Here is a 25838-nt window from a genome sequence, read left to right as displayed (position 1 = left end):
TCCTTAATGAACGGTGGTGGTTATTTTGCGAGGGGGCCCCAGGACGGTTCCCGGATATCGGCGGCCTGGACGGAAAGTTTCTGCTTCACCCGCCCGTCGGCGGATACCGCCGCCAGGACGCCCCGCCCCCCGACCTCGGTAGCATAGATGATCATGCGTCCATTGGGGGCGAAGCTGGGTGACTCATCCTTGGTGGAGTCGGTGAGGATCTGGGTCTGGCGGGTGGCCAGATCCATCAGGGTGACCTGGAATCGTCCCGATTCCCGGGAAATGTAGGCCATGCTCTTGCCATTGGGCGAGAGGCGCGGCGTAACGTTGTAGCTGCCTTCGAAGGTCACCCGCTCAGCCTGACCGCCATTGGCGGGGATGCGATAGATCTGAGGGCTGCCGCCCCTGTCGGAGGTGAAATAGATCCAGTCTCCATCAGGGGAGTACTGGGGTTCGGTGTCGATGCCAGAAGAGGTGGCAAGTCGGGCGACGCCGCTGCCGTCACTATTCACAGCGTAAAGCTGGGAATTGCCGTCCTTGGTCAGCACCACGGCCAGGCGCTTGCCGTCCGGTGACCAGGCCGGTGCCGAGTTGGAGCCCTTGAAATTGGCCGCCACGTGGCGGCGGCCGGTGGCCAGATCGTGGACATAGACCACGGGCTTCTTGGATTCGAAGGATACATAGGCCAGCTTGCTGCCGTCGGGCGACCAACTGGGCGAAATGATGGGCTCCCGGGAGGCCAGGGCCGCCTGGGGATTGGCGCCGTCGGCGTCGGCGATCTGCAAGGCGTAGCGCCCGGTGGTCTTGACCACATAGGCGACCCGGGTAGCGAAGACGCCCCGTTCGCCGGTCAGCTTTTCGTAAATGGCATCGGCGATGCGATGGGCGGTGGCACGGAGCTGGTAGGGCGTGGCCGTGTGGCTGTAAGCCTCATCGGCCAGGGCGGCCTGCTTGGGAATGTCGTGGAGGCGGAAGCGGGTTTCGTAGCGTCCCTCGTCTGTGGCGGCAACGGTGCCCACCACCAGGGCATCGGCGCCCAGGCCGCGCCAGTCGCCATAACGCACCGGGGTGTTGCTACCCAGGGGCGCGGCGCCCGGATCAATCAGGCGGAACAGGCCGCTGCGCTCCAGGTCGGCGCGCACCACGGAAACCAGGGCCTGGGAAACGATGCGTTCGCCGTCGAAGGCGGCAATGGCCAGGGGAATGCGGTTGGCACCGGCACCGGTGATCTCGATGGAAAGCTGGGCCTGGGCCTGGAATGCCAGCCCGGCCAGGGCGGCGACGAAAAAGCGTAGGAGTTTCATGGCGGGGAATTATAGCGGCTGGTCTTCCAGGGGCCGGAAGCGGAGTTCCAGGTCCCGGGAAAATAGTTCATTGCTGTCCGGCCTGGGCAGGGGGCTGGACTTGAGGATTGCCCGTTCGATGGCGGCATCCAGAGCAGGGTTGCCGGAAGAGTTTTTCAGTCTGACCGAGAGCACTTCACCGCTGGGCAACTGGGTTACCAGAAACAGGGCTTCCGGATTGCCCTGGACGCCTGGGGGCAGCACGATGTTGCCGCGGATCTTGCCGCGAACCCGTGCGAAATAGTCCCGCATGCCCTTGTCCCGGGCCGCTGCGGCCAATCCGGCCTTGTGCTGGGCCAGATCCTGCTCGGCGGAGGCGGCGGCCTTGCGGTTGGTAAGTTGGGCGAATTCGCGCTTCAGGACATCCTTGAGGGCATCCATCTTGTTTGGCGGTGGGATTTCCTTCGGTGGAGGCGGCTTGGGCTTCTCCTTGTCTTTGAGGGCAATGTCGGGTTTGGCGATGGGCTTGGGTTCGGGCTCCGCCTTAGGTTCGGGTTGCGGCGCGGGATCCGGTTCGACCACCGCGACCTGAGGCTGGGCCATCACCAGTTCCACTTCCACCGCGTCGGGGGCCGTGGTCTGCCAGCGCACCCCATAGAACAGGAAAATTGCCAGCAGGATGTGCACGGCCGCTGCCAGCAGGCCGGAGGCCAGCTTGCCAGGTTCCTCGGGGCGATCGAGGACGGCTGGGATGCTCATTGGGTGCCTCTCCCCCCAGCCCCCTCCCCGAGGGAGGGGGTGACGGCGGTTCGCCGCTGTGCGGCTCCGGGGTGTTGCTTGCGCCCCTTCGGGCGGTCGAGCGGGGCGCTCATTTTCCCGGCTGCACCAGCAGGCCGATCCTGGTCACCTGCTGTTTTTGCAATTGGTCCATCACGTTCAGCACGGCCTCGTATTTGACATTGCGGTCCCCGGCGATCAGCACCGATTGTTGGGGATTGGCTTCTTGGGCCGCGCGGATGTGTCCGGCCAGCTCCTCCCTGCTCACGGCCAGTTCGGCATCGCCCTTGGCCCGGTTCTTCAGGGCCAGGCTCTGGTCGGCCCGGACGATCACCTCCAGGGGCGCCACCGGCGGCTGGGCGCTCTTGCCCACGCTGGGCAGGTCCACACTGCCGGTCTGGATCATGGGTGCGGTGACCATGAAGATCACCAGCAGCACCAGCATCACGTCGATGTAGGGCACGACGTTGATGCTGTTCATCTGTCTGCGGGCACGGCGAGCCATGGGTTTACCTCAACTGGCGCTGGAGGATGTTGGAGAACTCCTCCATGAAGCTCTCGAAGCGTACCGACAGGCGATCCACGTCGTGGGCGAAGCGGTTGTAGGCCACCACGGCGGGGATTGCGGCGAAGAGGCCGATGGCCGTGGCCACCAGGGCCTCGGCAATGCCCGGGGCGACGGCGGCTAGGGTGGCCGAACTCACATTGGACAGGCCCCGGAAGGCGTGCATGATGCCCCAGACGGTGCCGAACAGGCCCACATAGGGAGAAACCGAGCCCACCGAAGCAAGGAAGGACAGGTGGGCGTCCAGATCGTCCAGTTCCCGCTGATAGGTGGCCCGCATGGCGCGGCGGATGCCATCTATCACGGCGGAGGGGTCCAGGGTCTTCTGCCCCCGCAGCTTGGTGAATTCCCGATAGCCGGCTTCGAAGATGCGCTCCAGCCCCCCCGAATGGTGGCGATCATTGACCGCGCTCTGAAACAGGCTGTTGAGGTCGCCGCCGCTCCAGAAATCCCGCTCGAAGGTTTCGGTCTTGGCCCGGGCGTCGCGCAGGGCAAACCACTTGCGGAAAATCCAGTACCAGGACATCAGGGAGACCCAGGTCAGCAAGGCCATCACCAGCTTGACGACCAGGCTGGCATGGGAAATCAGTTCGATGATGGACAAGTCCTGGGTGATGTTCATGAGGGGTTCCTGATGCGTTCGAGAATCGCCGGTGGAATGGCCACCGGCTTGAAGCTTTCCCTGTCGAGGCAGGCCACTTTCACGGTAGCTTCGAACAGGCGCTCGCCATCCCGCTCCACATGCTGGACGAACACGATGGCGGCGCGGCTGTGGGACTCGATGGCGGTAAAAACGGTCAACTGGTCATCGAGCCGGGTCGGCTTCAGGTATTCGGCCGAGAGGGAACGCACGGCGAAGACCACGCCCAGATCGGCGGCGAGCCGGCCCTGATCATACCCCAGGGCGCGCAGCCATTCGGTGCGCCCCCGTTCTATGAAGCGCAGGTAGTTGGCGTAATAGACCACGCCGCCGGCGTCGGTGTCTTCGTAGTAGACGCGGATTGGCAGGCCAGGATGATCGAACTTAGGGAGTGCCAGGGTGTGCATGTCGGGGATTTTAGCGGTTGGCGCCGGTATGGCTTGTGAGACATTCTCCCAAGCCTATTGTGGAGCTGGATTCCCCTGGGTGGCGAGCAATTGACGGGTGGAGTCCCAGCACTGATCCGCATAGACCGGACCACCGCCCGAGTAGGCCAGGCCGGTGTAGTGGCGGGGCAGAAAAAAATGACTGGGGAGTATCGTGAGGTTTCCGTAACTGTATCGGCGATGGGCCTCGGACAGTCGTCCAGGTCCTGTTGCCTGCCATGCCATGCGGCCCGCCAGGCTGGGTTCCTGGCGCAGGTCCTCAATGATTCGGGCGATGAAAGGGTTGTTCGGGATTGAGCCGATGGCGCCGGTGGCTATCAGTCCGGGGCGGGCAAGTTCGTTCTCCCATGCGGCAAACATTTCGCAATCGAACAACCAGTCCGGCAATCTTTCCAGGCAGATGCTGTCGGCGTCCAGGGCAATCCCGCCTTCCTGCAACAGGATTTCCCATCGCATCAAGTCCGCCACGCCTGCCAGTTCCCGTGTTGCGAAATCCCTCATGTGCTCGGTATTGATCCAGGGACGCCCATGCAGTGCATCATTGCCCCATATCTTTATGGGGATGCCGGGATGTTGCTTGTTCCATGTGCCTATGTAGTGGTCCGGACGTTTTGATTCGTCGCCAACCCAGACGAAGTGAAAGAGTCTGGGAATCATGTCAGCAGGGCCTGTTTGATAAATGGCGCGATCGGAATACTCCGTATCGAACTTTTTCCCGCCGTTTCCAGTTTTTTCAGGCAATCGCTATTGGAAACAAGCTCCAGGCAGGTTTCCGCCAGCTTTTCGTAGGGCGTCCAACACACGGCGCTCTCATAAATATCTGGGATTTCCGAGCGAATGGAGCGTTCCGAGAGGACCGCTTTCCCGTTGGCAAGCAGATAGGAAATTCGCATCGTCTCAAGTAGGCCTGTCGGGTAGTAGTGAATATTGAGGACGAGCCTTGATCTGGCGATTAGCGTGTCCAGTTCCCTGCCGAATACCTGATTGTATATACCCAGGCGCACACCGGTTCCCGCGATCCTGTTGAGTGCCGCTTCCCGGTGATGATTGAGCGCGCCGTAGAACAGGACATCGATGTCCTTCTCCTGGTTGTTGGGAACCCTTTCCAGTCCGGGGTGCCAGGCAATGGGAACGATGGTGGCATTGATACCGAGGGAATTCCATCTCGCCTGATTTTTGGGACTGAAATCCCAGATGCGCCAATGACGAAAGCTCCAAAGGCTGCTGGGTGGAATGGGCGAAGACGGTGTGATCTGGTCCAGGTTGTAAAGAATCGTTTCTGGCGGAATACGTTCCAGCACCTGGGAACCCAATAAATGGGGGCAGAGCACAATATGCGTTGCATTCTTTCTCCATGTGCCGAACGACGAGGACGCTTCGTATCCAAGTTGTTCCAGCCCCCATACCAGGGTTTCCATGACGCGGGCAAATGGAGAACATTCCATGACGCCAGGGAGAGGAAACAGCACATGAAATGGCAGGACAGGAGGCATGGGGCTACCCATCGGCTTATTGCGCTCGACGGTCACACTCGGCTCCGTTGATGCTTTTTCATTACGTTAAAGGCTTCTTGTGAAAAAAACCCAGTCCTCCTTATGGGAGCACTGCTGGAAACCGGCTGCCAGGAAGCAGCGCACACTGGGTACGTTTTGTTTTCTTATTTTTGCCCAAAGTCGTGTATCAGGCCCCAAGGGTTCGCTCAGGGTATCGATGGACATCCTCAGCAATTCACTCGAAAGACCCATTCCCCGCATTTCTGGGTTGAGGGTAAGAAACACTTCGGCCGTCGTTTCGGCGGGCAGGTAATCGAAGCGACAGATACCGATCTTTCGGCCATCATCGGCAATGCCGATATACATTTGGCGTAACGGATTGTGGAGAGAATCGCTAAACCATTGGCGATGTATTTCCCGTGGAATTTCGGCCGTGTTCAGATACATTGGCCTTGCCATCGGGTCGTTGCGCCAACGATGAACATCGTCCAGATCGGTTGCGTTGGCTCGTCGGATTTTGTGTATTCTCATCCGAGGCGCCCTATCGACAAACCCCGAGGGTCAGGGGGTAGTCCATAGATCACGATTGGGTTGTCCTGGTGCATCCAGCCCGAAATGCCGCCAGATGCTCGCCGTCGCCACCCGTCCCCTTGGGGTTCGTTGCAAATAACCCTGCTGGATCAGGTAGGGCTCCAGCACGTCCTCGATGGTGTCCCGGGCCTCGCCGATGGCGGCGGCCAGGTTGTCCACGCCCACAGGTCCGCCGCCGAATTTCTCCAGCATGGCCGAGAGCAGCTTGCGGTCCATGATGTCCAGGCCCAGGTGGTCCACGTCCAGCATGGTCAGGGCGGCATCGGCCACTTCCCGGGTGATGTGGCCGTCGGCTTTCACTTCGGCGAAGTCCCGTACCCGTCGCAGCAGACGGTTGGCGATGCGGGGGGTGCCCCGGGAGCGTTTGGCGATTTCCACCGAGCCGTCATCGGCGATCTGGCAGTTGAGCAGTTGGGAGGATCGTCGCACGATCAGGGCCAACTCCTCCGGCGTATAGAACTCCAGCCGGGCGACGATGCCGAAGCGGTCCCGCAGGGGGTTGGTCAGCATGCCGGCCCGGGTAGTGGCGCCCACCAGGGTGAAGGGTGGCAGGTCCAGCTTCACCGAGCGGGCCGAGGGGCCTTCACCGATCATGATGTCGATCTGAAAATCCTCCAGGGCCGGGTAGAGGATTTCCTCCACTACAGGGGAGAGGCGGTGAATCTCGTCGATGAACAGGACGTCGTTGGGTTCCAGGTTGGTCAGGATCGCCGCCAGGTCGCCAGCCCGCTCCAGCACCGGCCCGGAGGTCTGGCGCAGGTTGACCCCCATCTCGTGGGCGACGATATGGGCCAGGGTGGTCTTGCCCAGGCCCGGGGGGCCGAACAGCAGCACATGGTCCAGGGCTTCGTTCCGCTTCCGGGCCGCCTCGATGAAAATTTCGAACTGGTCGCGAATTTTCTGCTGGCCCACGTAGTCGGCCAGGCGCTTGGGCCGCAGGGCCCGCTCCAGGGCGTCCTCCTGGGGCGATTCCCGGCTGCCGGAGATCAGGCGTTCTTCGAAATTGTCGGTCTGGATGCTCATCCGCGCAGTTTACTCGCCTACAAAGTCCGGATTGGCCGATTTGCCGGTTTCATAGAACTGCTTCATCCCGATGGCGACGGCTTGCAGATTGCGGATCATGGCCTTTTTCACCAGCAGCGTGAAGAACAAATCGCCGATGGGAGCGGCGCCCATGGCGAAGGCCATGGCAGGACGGAAGCGGGTCTTGCCGCCCCCGGCATCTTCCAGTCGATAGAGGAAATGGGCTTCCTTGCACAAGGGCATCAGGGGCTTGTCCCCCCGGTGCAGCCGGATGGTGAAGCCGTGGTTTTCGTTCCAGTCGATGACAGTCTCGTCCAGAACCATGTCGTCCTTCATATGAACCTTGCGGCTGGCGCCGACTCCCTCCTTTTGTTCGGTGTTGAAGGTGGTGCGGATCAGGCTGGGTACGTAGTACTGGGGGATGGACAGGTCCCGCAGTTTTTCCCAGGCCTGGGCGATGGGCATGTCGATGAGAGCTTCGGTTTCGATGAAGTGGGGCAGGGGGGCGATGGTCATGGGGAGGGGCCTCATGCTTTGGACAGGAGCTTCAGGGCCTGGCGTATGCCGTCGGAAACATCGGTCCCCGGCGGTAATTGCTTCATGGCACCCATGGCTTCCCGCTCGTTGTAGCCCAGGGCCAGCAGGGCGTTGAGGATATCGCTGCCGGCATCGGGTACAGCCGTGGCGGTACTGGCGATACCGCCTGTGCCGAGGGTCTTGGGCAGCTTGTCCCTTAGTTCCAGGAGCAGGCGCTCGGCGGTTTTTTTGCCTATGCCAGGTATCTTCACTAACCGGCCGGCCTCCTGGAGAACCACGGCCTGGGCCAGTTCCTGGACCGAAAGACCCGAGAGCACGGACAGGGCGGTGCGGGCGCCGATGCCGGAGATCTTCAGCAACTGGCGGAAGGCGGCCCGCTCTTCTTCGTTAAGGAACCCGTAGAGAAAGTGACCGTCCTCCCGGATCGCCAGGTGGGTGTGGAGGGATACCCGTTCCCCTACGTTGGGCAGGTTGTAGAAGGTGCTCATGGGTACATCCACCTCGTAGCCCAGGCCGCCGACATCGACGATGACCTGGGGCGGATTTTTTTCCAGCAGGAGTCCGGTAAGGCGACCGATCACAGGGAGAATCCTTTCATGAACAACAAGGAGAGTGCCAGCAGCAGGCCATGGACATGGGCGGCGGCGATGGTCAGTTTGATGGCGGGTGCCAGGGGTTCGGGATGCTCTCCATTGGACCACAGGCGGCACCCGGCGCGCCAGGACAGGGGCACGGCCAGCAGCGCCAACAGGGCCATCGCCGGCAGCATGCCCAGGATAAAACCCAGCAGCAGGGACAGGTTGGCCAGCAAGGCCAGGGCGACGTAGCCCCAACGGGCTCGAGTCGGGCCGAGGCGAACCACCAGGGTGCGCTTGCCGGCCCGTGCGTCGGCCAGGCGGTCGGGAAACTGGTTGATGTAGAGCAGGTTGGCTACCAGCAGGGCATAGCCCAGCCCGGCCACCAGGGGGAGGGATGCGAACCCACTCCGTTGCACGTAATCCGTGCCGACCACCACCAACAGCCAGCCGGCGGTCACCGCCAGTTCCCCCAGGCCCCGGCTGGCCAGTTTCAGGGGCGGCGCCGAATAGGCCCAGCCCACGACGAGGCCGGTCAGGCCGATGATCAACAGCCCCGGCCCGGACTGCCAGACTAGCCCCAGGCCGGCGGGCACCACCGCTGCCAGCAGGCCGTGGCCGAAGCGGCCGGTGGTGGCCCGGCTGAGTACCCCGTTCTGAATGAAGCGGCTGCCCCCGGTGTAGGGGAACAGGCGTTCATGGTTGCCGTCATCGTTATCGGCATCATGGAAATCGTTGAGTACATTGGCGGCGGCGTGGGCCATCAGGGCAAGGATCAGGGTGGCGAGGGCCGTCATCGACGCCAGTCGTCCCAGGTCGTGAAAGGCACTGGCGAGACCGATGAGCACGGCGACCAGGGTGACGCTCAGAAAGGCCGGTCGGGTGGCAAGGAAATAGCATTGCAGGGGCACCTGCCGCAGGGCTACCGTGGGCTCCACCGGGTCGGCTAATTCATTGCTCATGGGCAGGGCTTCCCGTGACCAGACTCTCGATGCGGCGCACCAGGTTATGCGCTACCTGTTCCTGGGAGAAGGCCGCATAACGGGTGGCGAAGGCCCGGGCCTGGGCGGCATGGCCGGGTTCGTTCAAGAGCGTGAGGATGGCGGGTCCCAGGTCTCCCACGGTTTGCTCCGGGTTGACCAGCAGGGCCGCACCCAGGTCTGCGATGCGGCGTGCCAGCAGAAACTGCTCCAGGTGAAAGGGCAGCAGCAGCAGGGGCTTGCCGGCCAGCAGGAAACCCGTGGCCGTGGCCAGGCTGGAATAGGTAATGGCGACATCCGCCTCGGCGGCAGCCCGGTGCAAGTCCACAGGACTATCAGCGAAGGCCAGGTGGGGTGCATCGAACCGTTGTCGGGCTGCGGTCGACAAGCCTGGGAAATAGATCACTGTTGGCAGTCCCAGGCTGTGTAGAGCCGAAAGCACTGCCTCGGCATGGGGCATCTCGGGCCTCAGGTAGGCGAACAGACGGGGGCCGGTCTGGGGTGGCCAGGGGGGCGGCACCCCGATGGCGGCGTTGGGCAGGCACCCCCAGTAGTAGGCATCGCCCCGGCATTCGTAATGGTCCAGTTCCGGATAGGTGAGCAGAGCCTCTTCCGCCACGTCGAATATCTGCCACAGGGCTGAGAAGGATGGCTGATCGAAGTGGGCCTGAATGGCATTTACCGTATCCAGGGCCTCTTTTTCCAGGGCCAGCAACTGCTCCTCCGGTACCGGCTGCCAGGGGCGCAGGGCAGGCAACGGATGCAGCCGGGGAGGAACCGTGAAACCGTTGGAAAACAGCATCACCGGCAAGCCCAGGGATCGAGCCGCCAGCACTGCCGTGGGGGCGTGGTCCGCCAGCACCAGTTGGGTGCCTGTGAGACGCATCAATTCCCGCCAGGCCACCACCAGTCCCAGCAGATCGTTCTGGTTCCCGTAGCCATAGCGCAGCAGGATGTCGGCGTAGCTCAGGGGCGGCCCCGGCCGGACCCGCTCGGGCAGGTTGGGTGCCTGGAGCCAGGTGAAGCCTTCGGTATCCAGTACCTGAGCGCCCGGGCCGGTCTGGGTGATGGCCCAATGGACCTGGTGGCCCCGCTCCCGCAGGGCTCGGGCCAGGGGCAGGAAGGGGCCGATGTGGCCCAAGCCAGCCCCAAACTCCCAGGCATAAAAAAGCTTGGCGCCCTTGGCCGATCCGGTGTTCCGAGGCGTCCGGGCCGGTTGCCGCCGACTCATACCAGTCGCCCGTTGCGGACCCGATAGCCCCGGGTGGACAGGGCACCCAGGCCCTGGCCACCGTGGGCGTGGCAAATGGCGCAGGCCAGGGCGTCGGCTGCGTCGGGGGAGGGGTCGCCGGGCAGGGAGAGCAGGCGCCGCACCATCTGCTGCACCTGTTCCTTGGCGGCCTTGCCGTGGCCCACCACGGCCTGCTTGACCTGAAGGGCGGTGTACTCGGCCACTTGCAGGTCAGCCGTGACCAGGGCGGCGATGGCCGCCCCCCGAGCCTGGCCCAGCAGCAGGGTGGACTGGGGATTGACGTTGACGAAGACAATTTCCACCGCCGCCTCATGGGGCCGGTGAGCGGCGATTACCTCGGCCAGGCCGTCGAGGATGGTTCGGATCCGCTCTGGCAGGCTGGTCTTGTCGTCGGTGCGGATGCAGCCGCTGCTGACATAGCCCAGCTTGTTGCCCACCTTGTCGATGACGCCGAACCCCGTGACACGGAGTCCGGGGTCGATGCCGAGGATACGCAGCGCCGTTCCGCTCATCGACGCTCAGGTCAGCCGATCCGCATCCCCCGGAGGGGGGCGAAGGGGAAGAGCGCTCCGGCGTGAAAAACCAGCTTTTCCGCCGGGCCGCCCTGACCGAAGGAAATCCCTGCGGGACAAGGAAAAGCGGCACGCGGCGCCAGCCGCAAGCCCTCGGTGTTGCTACGGAGTGCCCCCAAACATTCGAGCGTAGCGAGCCGACTCGAACCCCCCGGAGGGGGGAGAAGGGGGGAGAGCATTCTCACTCGTCGATCACCGCCGTGGTGTAGACCTCCTGCACATCGTCGAGGGATTCCAGCGCGTCGAGCAGCTTCTGCATCTTGAGTGCATCTTCGCCGCTGAACTCGGTTTCGTTCTGCGCTTTCATTGTTACTTCGCCGAACTCGGGCGTGAAGCCGGCCTTCTCCAGCGCATCCTTGACCGTGCTGAAGTCGTGGGGCGGGGTGATTACCTCGATCGAGCCATCCTCGTTGGTCACCACGTCGTCGGCGCCGGCCTCGATGGCGGCATCCATCAGCGTGGTTTCGTCGGTGCCCGGTGCGAACAGCATCTGGCCACAGTGGGTGAACAGGAAGGCGACGCTGCCGTCGGTACCCATGTTGCCGCCGTGCTTGGCGAAGGCGTGGCGCACTTCGGCCACGGTACGCACCTTGTTGTCGGTGAGGCAGTCGACCATCACGGCGGCGCCGTTGATGCCATAGCCCTCGTAGCGAATTTCCTCATACGAGACGCCTTCGAGCTGGCCGGTGCCCCGCTTGATGGCGTTTTCGATGTTGTCCTTCGGCAGGCTCTGGGCCTTGGCCTTGTCGATGGCCAGGCGCAGGCGCGGGTTGGCATTTACATCGCCCCCGCCCATCTTGGCCGCGACGGTGATTTCCTTGATCAGCTTGGTGAAGACCTTGCCCCGCTTGGCATCCTGACGGCCCTTGCGGTGCTGGATATTGGCCCATTTACTATGTCCGGCCATGGTGAGTCCTTTGCTTGTGAGTGGGCGTTGCTAGAATCGGAGCGGATTTTACACGGGCCCGCTACCGCCATGACCGCTCCCCTGCCTGTTGCCCGTTGTGGCAATGTCGAACTCTCCCTGCTGCCCGCCCTGGCCAATCGTCATGGCCTGATCACCGGCGCCACCGGCACGGGCAAGACCGTCACGCTGCAACGCCTGGCCGAACAGCTCTCGGCGGCCGGGGTGCCGGTGTTCATGGCCGACGTGAAAGGCGACCTGTCGGGGCTGGGGGCTGTCGGCTTGGCCAGCGACAAACTGAAGGCGCGGCTGGAGCAGCTCGGCGTGACGGACTGGCAAGCCCGGGCCAATTCGGTGGTGTTCTGGGATATTCATGGTACGACGGGCCATCCGGTGCGGGCCACGGTTTCCGACATGGGGCCCTTGCTGTTGGGGCGGCTGCTGAATCTCAACGATACTCAGGCCGGTGTGCTGCAACTGGTGTTCCGCATCGCCGACGACCAGGGCCTGTTATTGCTGGACCTGAAGGATCTGCGGGCCATGGTGCAGTACGTGGGCGAGCATGCGGCCGAGTTCAAGACCGAATACGGCAATGTTTCCGCTGCCTCCATCGGCGCCATCCAGCGGGGGCTGCTGGGACTGGAGGAGCAGGGAGGCGGGAAGTTCTTCGGCGAACCCATGCTGGATATCGCCGACCTGATGCAAACCGATGGGGACGGACGGGGGGTGATCAACATCCTGGCGGGCGAGCAGTTGATGAATGCCCCCCGGCTTTATTCCACCTTCCTGCTCTGGCTGCTGGCCGAACTGTTCGAGCAATTGCCGGAGGCGGGGGACCTGGAAAAGCCCAAGCTGGTGTTCTTTTTCGACGAGGCTCATCTGCTGTTCAATGAGGCGCCTGCCGCCCTGCTGGAAAAGGTGGAGCAGGTGGTGCGCCTGATCCGCTCCAAGGGAGTGGGGGTCTATTTCGTCACCCAGAATCCCCTGGATGTGCCGGATGCGGTGCTGGGGCAGTTGGGCAACCGGGTCCAGCATGCCCTGCGGGCCTTTACTCCCCGGGACCAGAAGGCGGTGAAGGCGGCCGCCGAAACCCTGCGGGCCAATCCGGCTTTTGATGCGGCCGCCGCCATCACCGAACTGGGGGTGGGGGAGGCCCTGGTGTCCTTCCTCGACGCCCGGGGCACGCCCACCGTGGTGGAGCGGGCATGGGTGCTGCCGCCGGCTTCCCGCATTGGGCCGCTGAGCGCAGTGGAGAGGGATACCCTGATCAAGGGCTCCTTGCTCTACGGCCACTATGAACAGACCCAGGATCGGGAGTCGGCCTACGAGCGGCTGAAGGGATCGGCCCAGTCGAGTGGCCCCTCCTCCCCGCCTGCTGCGTCGAGTTCTTCCTCCGGTGGCCTGGGCGGCATGCTGGGCGATCTGCTGGGCGGGGGCGGCCATAGCGGCCGGGGCGAGTCGATTCTGGAGTCGGCCGCCAAGAGTGCCGCCCGGGCCATCGGCTCCCAGGTGGGGCGGGAAATCATTCGCGGCGTGCTGGGTTCCATCCTGGGCGGCCGGCGCCGCTGAACGGGGCAATGGTGACCAGCAAGTCCTACCGGGCCGGCGTCTGGCTGGCCGTGCTGGCGGCCTTCGGCTTTTCCATGAAGGCGATTCTGGTCAAGCTGGCCTATGCCGAGCCCCAGGCCCAGCCGGTGGCGCCGATCACCCTGCTGGCCCTGCGTATGGGTTTCGCCCTGCCCTTCTTCCTGTTCGTTGCCCTGCGGGAGAGTCGCAACTCGGCATCCCTGAACGCACGGCAGTGGCTGGGGGTGCTGGTCATGGGCCTGCTGGGGTACTACTGCGCCAGTATTTTTGACTTCATCGGTCTGCGCTACATCTCGGCGGGTCTGGAACGCTTGATCCTGTTCACCTATCCGACCCTGACCCTGCTGATCGGCGCAGTCTTTTTCGGTCAGGCCGTGGGGCGGCGCGAGATCGGCGCCCTGGTACTGTGCTATCTGGGCATAGGCGCCGCCTTTGCCCATGATCTGCAGGCCAGCACCGATCAGGCCGCGGTCTGGGTGGGAGCAGGCTTCGTGATGCTGTCTTCCATCAGCTATGCCCTTTATCTGTCCGGCAGCGGGCGGCTGATACCGCTCCTGGGGGCCAGTCGGTTTACCGCTTTGGCCCTGGCGGTGTCGGGCCTGGCGACCCTGGTGCATTTTTTCATCGCCCAGCCCGTCTCTGCCCTGGTTCAGCCCCTGCCGGTCTATGGCTACGCCCTGGCGATGGCCCTGTTATCCACGGTATTCCCGGTGTTCGCCCAGTCGGCGGCGATCCGTCGCATCGGCAGCGGTCGGGCGGCCCTGATCGGCACCCTGGGGCCCTTGCTGACCATTGGTATGGGCTGGTGGGTGCTGGGAGAAAGCATTTCGCTCTGGCAGCTGGCCGGCGCCGCCCTGGTGGTAGCGGGCATCCTGCGGGTCAGCCGGCCTGGTTGAAACGGCGCCTACTCGTCGAGCAGCAGTCCCACCTTCAGGCTCACCTGCCAGTGGCCGATGTGGCCGTTCTCGATCCAGCCCCGGGTCTCCGTCACCTCGAACCAGCGCAGATTGTGCAGGGTCTTGTCGGCCCGGGCGATGGCGTTCTTGACGGCGTCCTCGATCCCCAGCTTGGAGGATCCGGTGACCTCGATGACTTTATAGACATGGTCCGACATGGCACACCTCCCTTGGGGCTGGAAAGGACGACACTTCTTTCTAGCACAGGGATGGTGTGACGCCCCTCAAATCCTCAGGCGCCGGACGATCTCGGTGGTCAGTTCGGACTGGTTGAGGGAATAGAAATGCAGGCCGGGGGCGCCCCGGTCCAGCAGACGCTGGCAAAGCTCCGTCACCACGTCGAGACCAAAGGCGCGGATGGATTCTGCATCGTCGCCGTAGCCCTCGAACTTGCGCCGCATCCAGCGGGGAATCTCGGCGCCGCAGGCATCGGCGAAGCGGGAGAGCTTGCTGAAACTGCCGATGGGCATGATGCCGGGCACGATGGGGATGGTGATGCCCAGGGCGCGGACTTCATTGACAAAATGCTCGTAGGCGTCAGCGTTGTAGAAGAACTGGGTGATGGCGGCATTGGCGCCGGCCTCCACCTTGCGCTTGAAGTTCTTCAAGTCATCCTGGGCGCTCCGGGCCTGGGGGTGCCACTCGGGATAGGCCGCCACCTCGATCTGAAAGCAGTCGCCGGTCTCCTGACGGATGAATTCCACCAGTTCGTTGGCGTAGCGGAGTTCCCCCGGGTGGGCCATGCCCGAGGGCAGGTCACCGCGCAGGGCGACGATGCGGCGGATGCCGGCGGCCTGGTAGCGGTGCAGGATGTCGCGGATCTTGCTCTTGGTGGAACCGACGCAGGAGAGGTGGGGCGCGGCCTGGTGGCCTTCTTGCTGGATCTCCAGCACAACATCCAGGGTTCGCTCCTGGGTGGAGCCTCCTGCGCCGAAGGTGACGGAAAAGAAAGCAGGTTTCAGCTCTGCCAGCCGTGCCCGGGCATCCCGCAGCTTGATGGCGCCCTCGGGGGTCTGGGGGGGGAAGAATTCGATGGAAAGTTCAGGCTTGCTCATGGCATGTCCATAAAAAGAATTCACGATTGCCGTCGCCGCCGGCGATGGGGCTGTCGAACCAGCCCCTTACCTTCAGTCCGGCAGCCTGGGCGGCGGCCTTCAGCCGGGCCTCCACTTGCAGATAGAGAGAGGCGTCGCGGACGATACCGCCCTTGCCGACATGCTCCGGACCCACCTCGAATTGAGGCTTGACCAGTAGCAGCATGTTGCCCCGGGGCGCCAGCAGCACCGGCAAAGCGGGGAGCACCAGGGTTAGGGAGATGAAGGACAGATCGCCCACGATCAGATCAAAACCTTCGGGGGGCAGGTGTTCCGCCAGGGACGCCCGATCCAGGACACGGGCATTGAGGCCTTCGATGCTGGTGAGCCGAGGATGGGACCGTAGGCGAGGATGCAACTGGTCGTGACCCACATCCACGCCGATCACCCGGGCTGCCCCGGCCTGGAGCAGGCAGTCGGAAAAGCCCCCCGTGCTCTGGCCCAGGTCCAGGCAGATGAGTCCCTTCATGTCGATACCGCTGGCCGCCAGGGCTCCGGCCAGCTTCAGCCCGCCCCGGGAGACGTAGCGGTCCGCGTCGTCCGCCGCCACGCTTACCTCGGCACTTTCCGGCAACAGGTGGGAAGGTTTACTGAGGGTCTCCACGCCCTGCTTGCCCTGCCAGGTAACCCGCCCGGCCTCGATCATGCGCTGGGCCGCCGTGCGGGACGGGGCCAGACCATGAGCCACCAGCCAGGCGTCGGCCCGGATCATGTCGCCGTGGGGCTGCGGCGGCAGCGCCGCCGGTCCCGGCCCCCGCTCATGCTGAGGCGGTTTGCGCTTCGGTGTCCGGGCGTGGAAGGAATTCATGGACATGGTGCTTCGCTCCATGTCCATGACGGGTAATGCCCCCCCCCTCCCAGTCGGGAGGTGACTGAGATGTTCGCTGCGCTCGGGACGGGGAGGGTGGAGGGGGGCATGTTGCTACAGTTCAGTAGCGGTAGTGGTCGGTCTTGTAGGGACCGTGCTTGGGCACCCCGATGTAGGCTGCCTGCTGATCGGTCAGCTCGGTGAGTTGCACGTTGAGCGTCTTCAACTGCAGGCGGGCCACCTTTTCGTCCAGATGCTTGGGCAGCGTATAAACGCCCACCGGATACTCGGCGGTCTTGGTGAACAACTCGATCTGGGCGATGGTCTGATTGGCGAAGCTGGAGGACATCACATAGGACGGATGGCCGGTGCCGCAACCGAGGTTCACCAGCCGCCCCTTGGCCAGCAGGATGATGCGCTTGCCATCAGGGAAGATGACGTGGTCCACCTGGGGTTTGATTTCTTCCCACTGGTACTTTTCCAGGGAAGCGACATCGATTTCGTTGTCGAAGTGGCCGATGTTGCAGACGATGGCGTTGTTCTTCATCTGCACCATGTGCTCATGGGTGATGACGTGGAAGTTGCCGGTGGTGGTGACATAGATGTCGGCCTTGTCGGCGGCGTATTCCATGGTGACCACGCGATAGCCTTCCATGGCGGCCTGGAGGGCGCAGATCGGGTCGATCTCGGTGACCCAGACCTGGGCGGAGAGGGCGCGCAGGGCCTGGGCCGAGCCTTTGCCCACATCGCCGTAGCCGCAGACCACGGCGATTTTGCCGGCGATCATCACGTCGGTGGCGCGCTTGATGCCGTCCACCAGGGATTCGCGGCAGCCGTAAAGGTTGTCGAACTTGGACTTGGTGACCGAGTCGTTGACGTTGATGGCGGGGAACTTGAGTTCGCCCCGCTGGTGCATCTGGTACAGGCGATGGACCCCGGTGGTGGTTTCCTCGGTGACGCCCTTGATCTGGGCCAGGCGGGTGGAATACCAGGTCTTGTCGCTGGCCAGCTTGGCCTTGATGCTGGCGAAGAGAATGGTCTCTTCTTCGGAGCCGGGCTTGGCCAGCACCGAGATGTCCTGCTCGGCCCGGGCACCCAGGTGCAGCAGCAGGGTGGCGTCGCCGCCGTCATCGAGGATCATGTTGCTATAGACTTTTTCACCATTGCCGCCATCGGGCCACTCGAAGATGCGGTGGGTGTAGTCCCAGTAATCGGTGAGGCTTTCGCCCTTGACGGCAAAGACGGCGATGCCGTCCTTGGCGATGGCGGCGGCGGCGTGATCCTGGGTCGAGAAAATGTTGCAGGAAGCCCAGCGCACCTGGGCGCCGAGGGCCACCAGGGTCTCGATCAGAACCGCGGTCTGGATGGTCATGTGCAGCGACCCGGTGATGCGGGCGCCCTTCAGGGGCTGGCTCTTGGCGAATTCCTCACGGATGGCCATGAGGCCGGGCATCTCGGTTTCCGCGATGCGGATTTCCTTGCGGCCCCAGTCGGCCAGGCCCAGGTCGGCGATTACGTAGTCTTGCACGGCAGTCACGGCAGTTCTCTCCTTGAACTTGTGACCGGGCAGGGAACAGAGGGAGTCAAAGGGACTGTCACTGGGACGATCCTCGGGTCTCACCCGTCCTCCGTGCCCGGCACGGGTTGGACAAGTGAGCGCCGTTGTTGCTTTACCGAGCCTGGGGGTGTCAGCGGACAGACCCTCGCAGCGCTCCTCGGAGGGGGCGAATTATACCTGCTGCGCCAAAAAAAACGGGCGCCCATCAACCATGGGCGCCCGCGAGGTGTTGCTAGCCGAGGGGCGAAAATCCGCCCCCGTGGCTTACCACTTGTAGCCGAAAGACACGCCGTAGGTACGGGGCTCGGTCCAGCCAGCGATGCGGTAGAAGCCGCCGACATCGATATGGCCGTTCATCTGCTGCCGGTCGGTCAGATTGCGGACCCACAGGGAGGCTTCTGCTTCACCCGAGCCGCCGACGGGAATGCCAGCCAGGAGCAGGCGGGCATTGACGGTGGTGAGGGCGGGCATGAGGGACTCTTCCGTGGAGTTGCCGACAGCGACTTCCCAGCCCTGGGAGGTTCTCTGTCCCGAGTAGTTGTAGTACTTGGCGGAGTAGGTGTAATCCACGATGCCGCGCAGGGTGCCGAAGGCGGTCTTGGCCAGGCGGCCGTCCAGCGCCAGATTGATCTGGTGACGGGGGCCATAGCCGGTGACGCTGTTGCCTGCTGCGTTGATCAGCGCGCCAAACTGGTTGAACTGCTCGGCCTCCAGCACCTTGGTTTCCAGGAAGCCATAACCCGCCTGGAGCTTCCAGCCCGGAGCCAGGGCGAATACGCCTTCAACTTCCAGGCCCTGGAGCTTCACCTTGCCGGCATTTTCGATGACGGGGGTGGTGCCGCCCACGGGGAGCTTGGAAACGTGGAAATTGGTGATGTCGGTATGGAATACCGTCGCATTCATCTGGCCCTTGCCATTCCAGAAGTTGGTCTTCACGCCCAGTTCATAGGCGGTGGAGCGCTCGGGGTTGAACGGCTTCATGGCTGCGGCTGCGGAAGCGGCTTCCAGGGAGAAGCCGCCGCTGCGGAAGCCCTTGGCCATGCGACCGAAGACATTGACGTTTTCGTTCAGACGATAGGCCAATGCCAGGACCGGGGTGGTGGCGGAGAAACTGGCGGTGTTGCTCTGGGGCGTGAATCCGGGAATGTACTGGATGCTGCCATAGGCAGCGCCAGCGGAAGTTGCCACCGGGGTATTGGGGCCAGGCATGCCAAAGCTGGATGTGTTGTAGACACGCCAGATTTCGCCGCCCTTTTCTTCCACGGTGCGACGATAGCCAACGGTGGCAGTCAGGGCGTCGGTTACCTTGTAGTCAGCCTGGGCAAAGACCGCCTTGGCGTCGGTGGTCACGCGGTAGTAGGGGCTCTGGTAGTAGGCGCCGCGAGGATCGAAACCGAAGTTGTAGAACAGGCCGCTCTGCCGGGTGAAGGTATTGCCGTCATCCTTGAACTGGTAGTAACCCAGCACGTAGTTCAGCTTCTCGGCACTGCCGATCAACTGGAACTCGTGGGAGTAGGTGCTGTAGTTGGTGTCCTTGCCCGCATTGAAGACATGGATCGGGGTGCCGTCCAGATCGGTGCTGTCCTGATAGTGCATCTTGCGATAGGCGCCGATGTACTTCAGGGTGTTCTGGGGGTTCAACTCATAGGTGGCCGTCAGCATATGGCCATCCACATCCAGTTTCTGGAAGTATTTGGTGCCGGCATTGGAGGCGACCGAGGTGGGATATTCACTCGATGCGCGGGCCTGGAGCTGGGGACGAAGAATCATTCCGAAGAATGAGTCAGTGGTGCCGGCGCCATTCAGCCGGGTATAAAGGGCGTTGTAACCCGTGGCGCTCAGCAGGGATACTGCGGTGGGCGTCTCGTCGATATCCGAGCGGTCATAGGCGTAATCAACCTTGAACTTGGGGCTGATGTCGAAATTGGCGGCCAGGCGGGCGCCCTGGCGATCCTTGCTGCCCCAGGCCTTGCCATTGGGGTTATCCACCCAACCATCCTGGATTTCGTTGCGCAGGGCGAAGCTCAGGCTCATGGCGCCGACCTTGGGCAGGTCGATGGAGACACGCTCCACGTGACGACCACGGTTGCCGAGTTCCAGACCCACGTTGCCGCTGAACTGGCCGGAAGGCTTGCGGGTGATGAAGTTGATGGCGCCGCCTTCGGTATTGCGACCGAACAGGGTGCCCTGGGGGCCCCGCAGCACTTCGACGCGCTCCAGATCAGCCATGTCGAACAGGGAGCCCTGGTTCTTGCCGACGAAGACGCCGTCCATGTACATGCCCACGGCGGGGTCCGCCCAGATGGCGGGCTGGCCCTGGTTCAGACCACGAATGGAAACTGCTGCAATCAGGCCGCCGCCGGGTGCCGCAGCCTTGATGGTGACGTTGGGTACCAGACCGTTCAGATTGGCTGCGCCTTCGATGCCACGGGTCTCCAGTTGGGCGCCGCCGATGGCGGAAATGGAAATGGGCACGTCCTGCAGGCGCTCGACCCGCTTCTGAGCCGTTACGATGATTTCTTCCAGCTTGACTTCGTCTGCGAAGGCGCTGCCGGCATAGGCGGCGGCGATCATCAGGGGAAGTGCGCGCACTATGAGGGCGCTCTTGCGGTTACGCATGGGGTATCTCCTACCGGTTAGACAATAAGGTCTTATGGGGCTGGCTCTTGGCACATGGTTATTTCATTAGCAAATCCAGCTAACTCCATGGCCGGCGCGGATGGTAGTTCCTGGGGACGTTACTTGGAAAAGAATGCTGCTTAAGCAGGGTAATTTAATTGAGTAAATCCTGGATTCTGAATTCCGAAGCCGTTCATTGTTCTTAATTACTCAATTGATTGTTAATTGGAATTAACCCGTGTTCATCAATGTTGTATTACTGCGACATTGAGGGTGCTTGACTCCTTATCGCCATGGGTTCCATGAAAAACGGGCGCCCGAAGGCGCCCGTGAGATGTCGCGACCCAAGGGGCGGAAACCCGCCCCCGGGACTTACCACTTGTAGTTGAAGGACATGCCGTACATGCGGGGCTCGGTCCAGGAAGCGACGCGATAGTAGCTGAGGTCAATGTAATTGACGGGCTTGCGTACGTCGGCCAGGTTGCGCACCCACAGGGCGACATCGGCCCGGCCTGGTCCGCCCACTGGCACGCCGGCCAGGGTCAGGCGCGCATTCACCAGAGTCCGCGAAGGCACGAGGGTCAGGGCTGCGTCATTGGCGCCCCCTGCATTGGCGGCATAAAGGTTCTTGTTGCCCGGGATGTTATGCATCTTGTCCGTATAGGTGATGTCCATGGTGCCGCGCAGGGTGCCCCAGGCCGTCTTGGCCAGGCGACCGTCCACGTTGAAGTTGAGGGTGTTCTTCGGCGCATAGCCATTCACGCGGTTGCCGGCGGTGTCGATTACGGCACCGCTGTAGTTCAAGGTACCGGGCGTGAACCCATTGTCCATGTACTCGTCGAACCTGGCATTGATACGTCCCCAGCTCATCCCCAGGCGCCAGCCGTCGGCCACCACGAGCTGGCCTTCCAGTTCGAAGCCCTTGTAGGTGGCCTTGCCCGCATTCACGATGATGGAACTGGTTGTGCCTGGGACCAACTGGCTGGTTTGCAGGTCGGTGATCTTGTTCTGGTAGATGGCACCACTCAATGCAGCCTTGCCATCCCAGAAGTTGGACTTGAAACCCAGTTCGGTGGTGGTTGATTTTTCCGGATTAAAGGGGGTCGTCCTGGCTGCAGCAACTTGTGCCGTGGAGCTGCCGCCCGCTTCGGCAGCGAAGCCACCGGAACGGAAACCCTTGGCGACCCGGCCATAGACGTTCAGCCCGTCATTGACCTTGTAGGTCAGACTCACGGCCGGGGTGGTCGATGCAAAGGAGCGCTTCGCAGTGGCATTGAACACGGGGGGCAGGGAACCGATCTTGCTCACGTCAAAGTATGTTCCCGGTGCAACCACCGAAAGGGTGTCGCCTGCACTGGTGACACCATTGAGGGTCGTGATGCCCGCAGCGGTCATTGCTCCCCTGTAGCTTGCACCTGTACCGTACTGGCTGGAGTCCACACCCTTTTCATCGATGGAGCGGCGGATACCCAGGCTGCCTGACCACTTGTCGGTAAAGTCATAGTCCAACTGGGCAAACAGCGCCTTGGCATCGACACTGCCCGAGAAGTCCGTCGCCCAGTTCGTGCTGCCGCCACTGGTCTGAGGATTGACCGTACGGCTATTTTCCTTATAGGTGTAGTAGCCAGCCACATACTTCAACTGCCCCACGTTGCCCACCCATTGCAGTTCATGGGATTCGGTCTTGAGTTTGGTATCCCGTCCGTAGGCATAAATATTCGCGGTAATGCCGTCCAGGTCCAGCTGGTCGGACCATTTCATTTCACGGTCGGAGTAGATGTACTTGACTGTGTTATTGGCATTCACCTGATAGGACAGGGTGAGGGCATGGTTATCCGTCTTCATCCTTTCCCATTCGGCAAAACCGGGGGTCGGATTTCTGCCCGAGGGGAATTCGTCGCTTGCCCCAGCCAAGACAGCAGCCCTATTCGCCGCGCTCAACCCGCTGGCAGCACTACTGGCGGAGCCTTTCCAGCCAAAGGGCGTGTAAAGGCTGACAGGCAGCTGGACGTTGTCTACTTCGGTGTGGTCAAAGGAATAGAAAGCCTGAAGTTTCGAAGTGATATCCAGGGTGGCCGCAAGGCGGTAACTCTGCTTGTCTGTCTTGCCGGCATCTTGGCCCGTCTGGCTCTTGACATAGCCATCGCGATTCTCGTTGCGGGCGGCCAAACTCAGGTTCAGGGCGCCCATCCGGGGCAGGTCCACCGATACCCGTTCGATATGGGAACCATAGTTGCCGACATCGATGCCGACGGAACCGCCAAACACGCCGCTGGGTTTCTTGGTTACAAAGTTGATGGCGCCGGCCAGGGTGTTGCGGCCGAAGAGGGTGCCCTGGGGGCCCCGCAGCACTTCTACGCGCTCCATATCGATGATGTCGAACAATCCGCCCTGGTTTTTACCGGCATAGACGCCGTCAACATAGGTGCCGACCGCCGTATCGAGGAAGATGGACGGGGAACCGCTGCCGCTGCCTCGGATGGAAATAATGGACATGGTGCTGTTGCCCGAATTGCCATAGGTCACCATCAGGGAAGGTGCCAGGGAGGCCAGATCCTTGCTGCCCTCAATACCGCGGGTTTCCAGTTGGGAGCCGCTAATCGCAGAGACGGAAATCGGCACATCCTGCAGGCGCTCGGCGCGCTTCTGGGCAGTGATGATGACTTCTTCCAGTTTGGTGTCGTCTGCGATGGCGCCACCTGCATAGGCAGTGGCGATCAGCAGGGGGAGTAGGCGTACGGCAAGCAAGCTTTTTCGGTTACGCATTAAGTGTCTCCTCTGGTTTTGCAGGGATGTTTCACGGACATGGTAGTCACCTTGCTCAGGGCCGGCTTGGCGGATGAGCAAACCTTGCGGGACACCATGGCGTTACCCATGGTAGAGCGAGGGTTTACTGGTAGGGTCAAATGGATGCCTAGGCAGTTAATCGATGTGGTCTGTTAAGGGGCACAGATCGGGAGGGAATTCTTATGTTTTTAGTTAATTATTTGATTTTGAATTAATAAATTGGCTTGTTCATTATTGTGGCGCCGTTGCGACATAGGGTGGCCTCGGGTGCTCATGCCTATAATCGATGCCATGCTCAAGCGTATCGGGGTCCAGCATCTGCGTACCGGAATGTTCATCCAGGAATTCTGTGGCTCCTGGATGGACCATCCCTTCTGGCGCACCCGTTTCCCGTTGCGGGATCCGAAGGATATTCAGCGCATCATCGATAGCGGTATCACCGAAGTCTGGATTGATACGGCGAAAGGCCTGGATGTGCCAGCGGGACAAGCCAAGGATGAGTCTGATCGACAGATTGATCTGGCGCTGGGCCATGTTGCCGTGGAGCCTCTTATCCATAGGGCGCGGATTTCCTATGAGCAGGAAGCGGTACGCGCTGTCAAAATTTGCGCCAAATCGAAGCAGGCGGTGGCATCGATGTTTCAGGAAGCCCGGATGGGGCGGGCGTTGGATGCGAATGATGCCCTGCCGTTGGTGGAGGAAATCGCCTCATCCGTGGAACGTAATCCGGAGGCATTGATCAGTCTGGCCCGACTTAAGACCAAGGATGATTACACCTATATGCATTCGGTGGCGGTTTGCGCCCTGATGGTGTCCCTGGCCCGGCAGCTCGGACTAGGCGATCAGGAGACACGGGAAGTCGGCATGGCCGGCCTGTTGCACGACATCGGGAAGATGTACATACCCCTGGATGTTCTCAACAAGCCGGGGAAACTCACCGATGAAGAATTCACCCTGGTCAAGAGTCATCCCCAGGAGGGACACCGTGTTCTGCTGGAGGGGCAGGGGGTGGGTGCAGTCCCCTTGGACGTTTGTCTTCACCACCACGAGAAAATGGACGGCACCGGCTATCCCCATCGTCTCAAGTCTGACGAGATCAGCCGGAGTGCTCGCATGGGTGCTGTTTGCGACGTCTATGACGCCATTACCTCCAATCGTCCCTACAAGAGCGGATGGGATCCGGCGGAGTCCCTGCGCAAGATGGCTGAATGGGCCCGCGGCCATTTCGACGAGGCGATTTTTCAGGCCTTTGTCAAAAGCATGGGGATTTATCCCACGGGATCCCTGGTGCGACTGGAGTCCGGCCGCCTCGGTGTGGTCATTGAGCAGAGCGGCAAGTCCCTGCTCATGCCACGGCTGAAGGTGTTCTTTTCCACCAAGTCAGGAACTTACCTTTCCCCCGAGGTGGTGGATCTATCCCGATCCAATTGTCATGACAGGATCATGGGTCGGGAGGATGCCGCCCAGTGGGGCATCAAGAATTTGCACGAGCTCTGGACGCCGGGCTAGCAGTCCTCTGTCAGCCCGCCTCCCGGCATGGTGCTCAAGGGGAGTTCTGACCATCAGTCCGACTTCTGACGACCTGATGGGGCGATGGCTTACAGTCCTGCGTCTGCCCGCAGGGCAGCGGCCTTGTCTATGGCCTCCCAACTGAATTCTGCATCCTCGCGGCCGAAGTGGCCGTAGGCGGCGGTTTTCTTGTAAATGGGGCGGAGCAGGTCGAGCATATTGACGATGCCCTTGGGGCGCAGGTCGAAATGTCGCTTCACCAGTTCGGCGATCTTTTCGTCGGAAATTTTTCCGGTGCCATAGGTGGTGACCCAGACGCTGGTGGGATGGGAAACGCCGATGGCGTAGGAGACCTGGACCAGACACCGGCTGGCCAGGCCCGCGGCGACGATGTTCTTCGCGATATAACGGCCGGCATAGGCGCCAGAACGGTCTACCTTGGAGGGGTCCTTACCCGAGAAGGCTCCGCCGCCATGGGGTGCTGCGCCACCATAAGTGTCTACAATGATCTTGCGTCCCGTGAGGCCGCAGTCACCCTGGGGGCCGCCCACCACGAAGCGGCCGGTGGGGTTGACCAGATACTTGATCTCGCCCTTGATCAGTTCCTTGGGCAACACTGGCTTGATGATGTCCTCGATTACGGCTTCCCGGATGGCCTCCAGGCTGATGTCCGGGGCATGCTGGGTGGAGAGCACCACGGTGTCGATGGCGTCGGCCTTGCCGTCCTTGTAGCGTACCGTCACCTGGGACTTGGCATCCGGCCGCAACCAGGACAGCCGGCCATTCTTGCGCAACTGGGATTGGCGTTCCACCAGGCGGTGAGACAGGTGAATGGGCAGGGGCATCAGGGTGTCGGTCTCGTCGCAGGCATAGCCGAACATCAGGCCCTGGTCGCCGGCACCCTGGTCCAGGTTGTCGTCGTAGGCTTTATTCACGCCCTGAGCGATGTCGGGGGACTGTTTATCATAGGCTACAAGGACGGCGCAGCCCTTGTAGTCGATGCCGGACTCGGTGTTGTCGTAGCCGATTTCCTTGATGGTGTCCCGGGCTATCTGGATGTAATCAACGTTGGCGTGGGTGGTGATCTCGCCGGCCAGTACCACCAGACCGGTGTTGGTCAGAGTCTCGGCGGCCACCCGGGCATGCCTGTCCTGGGCCAGGATGGCGTCGAGGATGGCGTCTGATATCTGGTCGGCGACCTTGTCGGGGTGGCCTTCGGAAACCGATTCGGAAGTGAAGAAATACTCTTGAGACATGGTAGTCCGCTCCTAGATGAGCCCCCCTCCTGTTTGTA

Annotated in this window: 25 protein-coding genes and 1 riboswitch; of the genes, 3 read left to right on the top strand and 22 right to left on the bottom strand. The window is 62.1% G+C overall.

Going from position 1 to position 25838, the window contains the following annotated elements:
• Nucleotides 1-20: 20 nt before the first annotated feature.
• From tolB to DENOEST_RS16245, 15 genes are all read right to left on the bottom strand, one after another.
• Nucleotides 21-1292, bottom strand: coding sequence for a Tol-Pal system beta propeller repeat protein TolB (tolB, locus tag DENOEST_RS16315; protein WP_145769330.1), 1272 nt, complete (start codon nucleotides 1290-1292; stop codon nucleotides 21-23).
• Nucleotides 1293-1301: 9 nt separating this feature from the next.
• A complete protein-coding gene (locus tag DENOEST_RS16310) occupies nucleotides 1302-2030 on the bottom strand; it encodes a cell envelope integrity protein TolA (RefSeq protein WP_145769329.1) in 729 nt (242 codons plus the stop codon).
• Nucleotides 2031-2139: 109 nt separating this feature from the next.
• Nucleotides 2140-2553, bottom strand: a complete 414-nt coding sequence (gene tolR, locus DENOEST_RS16305; RefSeq protein ID WP_145769328.1) for a protein TolR — start codon at nucleotides 2551-2553, stop codon at nucleotides 2140-2142.
• 4 nt (nucleotides 2554-2557) lie between these two features.
• The gene (gene tolQ / locus DENOEST_RS16300) at nucleotides 2558-3235 is read right to left on the bottom strand and encodes a protein TolQ (protein WP_145769327.1); all 678 of its coding nucleotides are present in this window, start codon (nucleotides 3233-3235) and stop codon (nucleotides 2558-2560) included.
• Nucleotides 3232-3660, bottom strand: a complete 429-nt coding sequence (gene ybgC / locus DENOEST_RS16295; RefSeq protein ID WP_145769326.1) for a tol-pal system-associated acyl-CoA thioesterase — start codon at nucleotides 3658-3660, stop codon at nucleotides 3232-3234. The genes tolQ and ybgC overlap by 4 nt, the downstream gene beginning before the upstream one ends.
• Before the next feature lie 54 nt (nucleotides 3661-3714).
• Nucleotides 3715-4356: a glycosyltransferase family 32 protein gene (locus DENOEST_RS16290; protein WP_145769325.1), complete on the bottom strand. Its 642-nt coding sequence runs from the start codon at nucleotides 4354-4356 to the stop codon at nucleotides 3715-3717.
• Nucleotides 4353-5228 carry a hypothetical protein gene (locus DENOEST_RS16285; RefSeq protein ID WP_145769324.1) on the bottom strand — a complete coding sequence of 292 codons (876 nt, stop codon included), beginning with the start codon at nucleotides 5226-5228 and terminating at the stop codon, nucleotides 4353-4355. Before DENOEST_RS16285 ends, DENOEST_RS16290 begins: the two co-directional genes overlap by 4 nt.
• Nucleotides 5229-5258: 30 nt before the next feature.
• Nucleotides 5259-5723, bottom strand: coding sequence for a GNAT family N-acetyltransferase (locus DENOEST_RS16280; protein WP_145769323.1), 465 nt, complete (start codon nucleotides 5721-5723; stop codon nucleotides 5259-5261).
• A gap of 30 nt (nucleotides 5724-5753) precedes the next feature.
• Nucleotides 5754-6806 carry a Holliday junction branch migration DNA helicase RuvB gene (gene ruvB / locus DENOEST_RS16275; RefSeq protein WP_145769322.1) on the bottom strand — a complete coding sequence of 351 codons (1053 nt, stop codon included), beginning with the start codon at nucleotides 6804-6806 and terminating at the stop codon, nucleotides 5754-5756.
• A gap of 9 nt (nucleotides 6807-6815) precedes the next feature.
• On the bottom strand, nucleotides 6816-7322 hold the full coding sequence (locus tag DENOEST_RS16270; protein ID WP_170228082.1) for an SRPBCC family protein: 507 nt from the start codon (nucleotides 7320-7322) through the stop codon (nucleotides 6816-6818).
• 11 nt (nucleotides 7323-7333) lie between these two features.
• Complete coding sequence (gene ruvA, locus DENOEST_RS16265; protein ID WP_145769320.1) at nucleotides 7334-7924, bottom strand: Holliday junction branch migration protein RuvA; 591 nt, start codon at nucleotides 7922-7924, stop codon at nucleotides 7334-7336.
• Entirely contained in the window at nucleotides 7921-8880 is a 960-nt protein-coding gene (locus tag DENOEST_RS16260; RefSeq protein ID WP_145769319.1) for a prenyltransferase, read from the bottom strand. The genes ruvA and DENOEST_RS16260 overlap by 4 nt, the downstream gene beginning before the upstream one ends.
• The gene (locus DENOEST_RS16255; RefSeq protein WP_145769318.1) at nucleotides 8870-10129 is read right to left on the bottom strand and encodes a glycosyltransferase; all 1260 of its coding nucleotides are present in this window, start codon (nucleotides 10127-10129) and stop codon (nucleotides 8870-8872) included. The genes DENOEST_RS16260 and DENOEST_RS16255 overlap by 11 nt, the downstream gene beginning before the upstream one ends.
• Nucleotides 10126-10662, bottom strand: a complete 537-nt coding sequence (ruvC, locus tag DENOEST_RS16250) for a crossover junction endodeoxyribonuclease RuvC (RefSeq protein WP_183148275.1) — start codon at nucleotides 10660-10662, stop codon at nucleotides 10126-10128. The genes DENOEST_RS16255 and ruvC overlap by 4 nt, the downstream gene beginning before the upstream one ends.
• A gap of 241 nt (nucleotides 10663-10903) precedes the next feature.
• Nucleotides 10904-11629, bottom strand: a complete 726-nt coding sequence (locus DENOEST_RS16245) for a YebC/PmpR family DNA-binding transcriptional regulator (protein WP_145769317.1) — start codon at nucleotides 11627-11629, stop codon at nucleotides 10904-10906.
• 69 nt (nucleotides 11630-11698) lie between these two features.
• On the opposite strand from DENOEST_RS16245, the gene DENOEST_RS16240 reads away from it, so the two are divergent.
• Together DENOEST_RS16240 and DENOEST_RS16235 are read left to right on the top strand one after the other, a co-directional pair.
• Complete coding sequence (locus DENOEST_RS16240) at nucleotides 11699-13195, top strand: helicase HerA-like domain-containing protein (protein ID WP_145769316.1); 1497 nt, start codon at nucleotides 11699-11701, stop codon at nucleotides 13193-13195.
• Nucleotides 13196-13203: 8 nt separating this feature from the next.
• Nucleotides 13204-14109: a DMT family transporter gene (locus DENOEST_RS16235; RefSeq protein WP_145769315.1), complete on the top strand. Its 906-nt coding sequence runs from the start codon at nucleotides 13204-13206 to the stop codon at nucleotides 14107-14109.
• Between the two features lie 8 nt (nucleotides 14110-14117).
• Here DENOEST_RS16235 and DENOEST_RS16230 read toward each other — a convergent pair whose 3' ends face one another.
• From DENOEST_RS16230 to DENOEST_RS16205, 6 genes are all read right to left on the bottom strand, one after another.
• Complete coding sequence (locus tag DENOEST_RS16230) at nucleotides 14118-14327, bottom strand: dodecin (RefSeq protein ID WP_145769314.1); 210 nt, start codon at nucleotides 14325-14327, stop codon at nucleotides 14118-14120.
• Between the two features lie 66 nt (nucleotides 14328-14393).
• On the bottom strand, nucleotides 14394-15224 hold the full coding sequence (metF, locus tag DENOEST_RS16225; RefSeq protein ID WP_145769313.1) for a methylenetetrahydrofolate reductase [NAD(P)H]: 831 nt from the start codon (nucleotides 15222-15224) through the stop codon (nucleotides 14394-14396).
• Nucleotides 15211-16077: a TlyA family RNA methyltransferase gene (locus tag DENOEST_RS16220; RefSeq protein ID WP_145769312.1), complete on the bottom strand. Its 867-nt coding sequence runs from the start codon at nucleotides 16075-16077 to the stop codon at nucleotides 15211-15213. The genes metF and DENOEST_RS16220 overlap by 14 nt, the downstream gene beginning before the upstream one ends.
• A gap of 115 nt (nucleotides 16078-16192) precedes the next feature.
• On the bottom strand, nucleotides 16193-17608 hold the full coding sequence (gene ahcY / locus DENOEST_RS16215; RefSeq protein ID WP_145769311.1) for an adenosylhomocysteinase: 1416 nt from the start codon (nucleotides 17606-17608) through the stop codon (nucleotides 16193-16195).
• A 110-nt stretch (nucleotides 17609-17718) separates the two neighbouring features.
• A riboswitch (S-adenosyl-L-homocysteine riboswitch) is annotated at nucleotides 17719-17794 on the bottom strand.
• 99 nt (nucleotides 17795-17893) lie between these two features.
• Nucleotides 17894-20248, bottom strand: coding sequence for a TonB-dependent receptor (locus DENOEST_RS16210; protein WP_145769310.1), 2355 nt, complete (start codon nucleotides 20246-20248; stop codon nucleotides 17894-17896).
• Between the two features lie 372 nt (nucleotides 20249-20620).
• Nucleotides 20621-23014 (bottom strand): TonB-dependent receptor, encoded by a 2394-nt coding sequence (locus DENOEST_RS16205; RefSeq protein WP_145769309.1) that lies wholly within the window; start codon nucleotides 23012-23014, stop codon nucleotides 20621-20623.
• A gap of 312 nt (nucleotides 23015-23326) precedes the next feature.
• Here DENOEST_RS16205 and DENOEST_RS16200 point away from each other — a divergent pair, with 312 nt between their 5' ends.
• Nucleotides 23327-24544, top strand: coding sequence for an HD-GYP domain-containing protein (locus DENOEST_RS16200; RefSeq protein WP_145769552.1), 1218 nt, complete (start codon nucleotides 23327-23329; stop codon nucleotides 24542-24544).
• Nucleotides 24545-24633: 89 nt separating this feature from the next.
• On the opposite strand, the gene metK is transcribed toward DENOEST_RS16200, so the two are convergent.
• The gene (gene metK, locus DENOEST_RS16195) at nucleotides 24634-25800 is read right to left on the bottom strand and encodes a methionine adenosyltransferase (RefSeq protein ID WP_145769308.1); all 1167 of its coding nucleotides are present in this window, start codon (nucleotides 25798-25800) and stop codon (nucleotides 24634-24636) included.
• Nucleotides 25801-25838 lie beyond the last annotated feature (38 nt).

Origin of the sequence: Denitratisoma oestradiolicum (assembly GCF_902813185.1) — a bacterium.
Lineage (GTDB): Bacteria > Pseudomonadota > Gammaproteobacteria > Burkholderiales > Rhodocyclaceae > Denitratisoma > Denitratisoma oestradiolicum.
This window is presented reverse-complemented; position numbering and strand designations above follow the sequence as displayed.

What these genes read in the sequence shown, in the direction of transcription:
- tolB (WP_145769330.1), bottom strand. Translation starts at nt 1,292, where the DNA reads ATGAAACTCCTACGCTTTTTCGTCGCCGCCCTGGCCGGGCTGGCATTC.
- ybgC (WP_145769326.1), bottom strand. Translation starts at nt 3,660, where the DNA reads ATGCACACCCTGGCACTCCCTAAGTTCGATCATCCTGGCCTGCCAATC.
- DENOEST_RS16270 (WP_170228082.1), bottom strand. Translation starts at nt 7,322, where the DNA reads ATGACCATCGCCCCCCTGCCCCACTTCATCGAAACCGAAGCTCTCATC.
- ruvB (WP_145769322.1), bottom strand. Translation starts at nt 6,806, where the DNA reads ATGAGCATCCAGACCGACAATTTCGAAGAACGCCTGATCTCCGGCAGC.
- DENOEST_RS16310 (WP_145769329.1), bottom strand. Translation starts at nt 2,030, where the DNA reads ATGAGCATCCCAGCCGTCCTCGATCGCCCCGAGGAACCTGGCAAGCTG.
- DENOEST_RS16205 (WP_145769309.1), bottom strand. Translation starts at nt 23,014, where the DNA reads ATGCGTAACCGAAAAAGCTTGCTTGCCGTACGCCTACTCCCCCTGCTG.
- DENOEST_RS16210 (WP_145769310.1), bottom strand. Translation starts at nt 20,248, where the DNA reads ATGCGTAACCGCAAGAGCGCCCTCATAGTGCGCGCACTTCCCCTGATG.
- DENOEST_RS16235 (WP_145769315.1), top strand. Translation starts at nt 13,204, where the DNA reads ATGGTGACCAGCAAGTCCTACCGGGCCGGCGTCTGGCTGGCCGTGCTG.
- DENOEST_RS16230 (WP_145769314.1), bottom strand. Translation starts at nt 14,327, where the DNA reads ATGTCGGACCATGTCTATAAAGTCATCGAGGTCACCGGATCCTCCAAG.
- DENOEST_RS16245 (WP_145769317.1), bottom strand. Translation starts at nt 11,629, where the DNA reads ATGGCCGGACATAGTAAATGGGCCAATATCCAGCACCGCAAGGGCCGT.
- DENOEST_RS16220 (WP_145769312.1), bottom strand. Translation starts at nt 16,077, where the DNA reads ATGTCCATGAATTCCTTCCACGCCCGGACACCGAAGCGCAAACCGCCT.
- DENOEST_RS16255 (WP_145769318.1), bottom strand. Translation starts at nt 10,129, where the DNA reads ATGAGTCGGCGGCAACCGGCCCGGACGCCTCGGAACACCGGATCGGCC.
- DENOEST_RS16290 (WP_145769325.1), bottom strand. Translation starts at nt 4,356, where the DNA reads ATGATTCCCAGACTCTTTCACTTCGTCTGGGTTGGCGACGAATCAAAA.
- DENOEST_RS16240 (WP_145769316.1), top strand. Translation starts at nt 11,699, where the DNA reads ATGACCGCTCCCCTGCCTGTTGCCCGTTGTGGCAATGTCGAACTCTCC.
- tolQ (WP_145769327.1), bottom strand. Translation starts at nt 3,235, where the DNA reads ATGAACATCACCCAGGACTTGTCCATCATCGAACTGATTTCCCATGCC.
- DENOEST_RS16280 (WP_145769323.1), bottom strand. Translation starts at nt 5,723, where the DNA reads ATGAGAATACACAAAATCCGACGAGCCAACGCAACCGATCTGGACGAT.
- ruvC (WP_183148275.1), bottom strand. Translation starts at nt 10,662, where the DNA reads ATGAGCGGAACGGCGCTGCGTATCCTCGGCATCGACCCCGGACTCCGT.
- DENOEST_RS16200 (WP_145769552.1), top strand. Translation starts at nt 23,327, where the DNA reads ATGCTCAAGCGTATCGGGGTCCAGCATCTGCGTACCGGAATGTTCATC.
- tolR (WP_145769328.1), bottom strand. Translation starts at nt 2,553, where the DNA reads ATGGCTCGCCGTGCCCGCAGACAGATGAACAGCATCAACGTCGTGCCC.
- metF (WP_145769313.1), bottom strand. Translation starts at nt 15,224, where the DNA reads ATGAGCAAGCCTGAACTTTCCATCGAATTCTTCCCCCCCCAGACCCCC.
- DENOEST_RS16260 (WP_145769319.1), bottom strand. Translation starts at nt 8,880, where the DNA reads ATGAGCAATGAATTAGCCGACCCGGTGGAGCCCACGGTAGCCCTGCGG.
- metK (WP_145769308.1), bottom strand. Translation starts at nt 25,800, where the DNA reads ATGTCTCAAGAGTATTTCTTCACTTCCGAATCGGTTTCCGAAGGCCAC.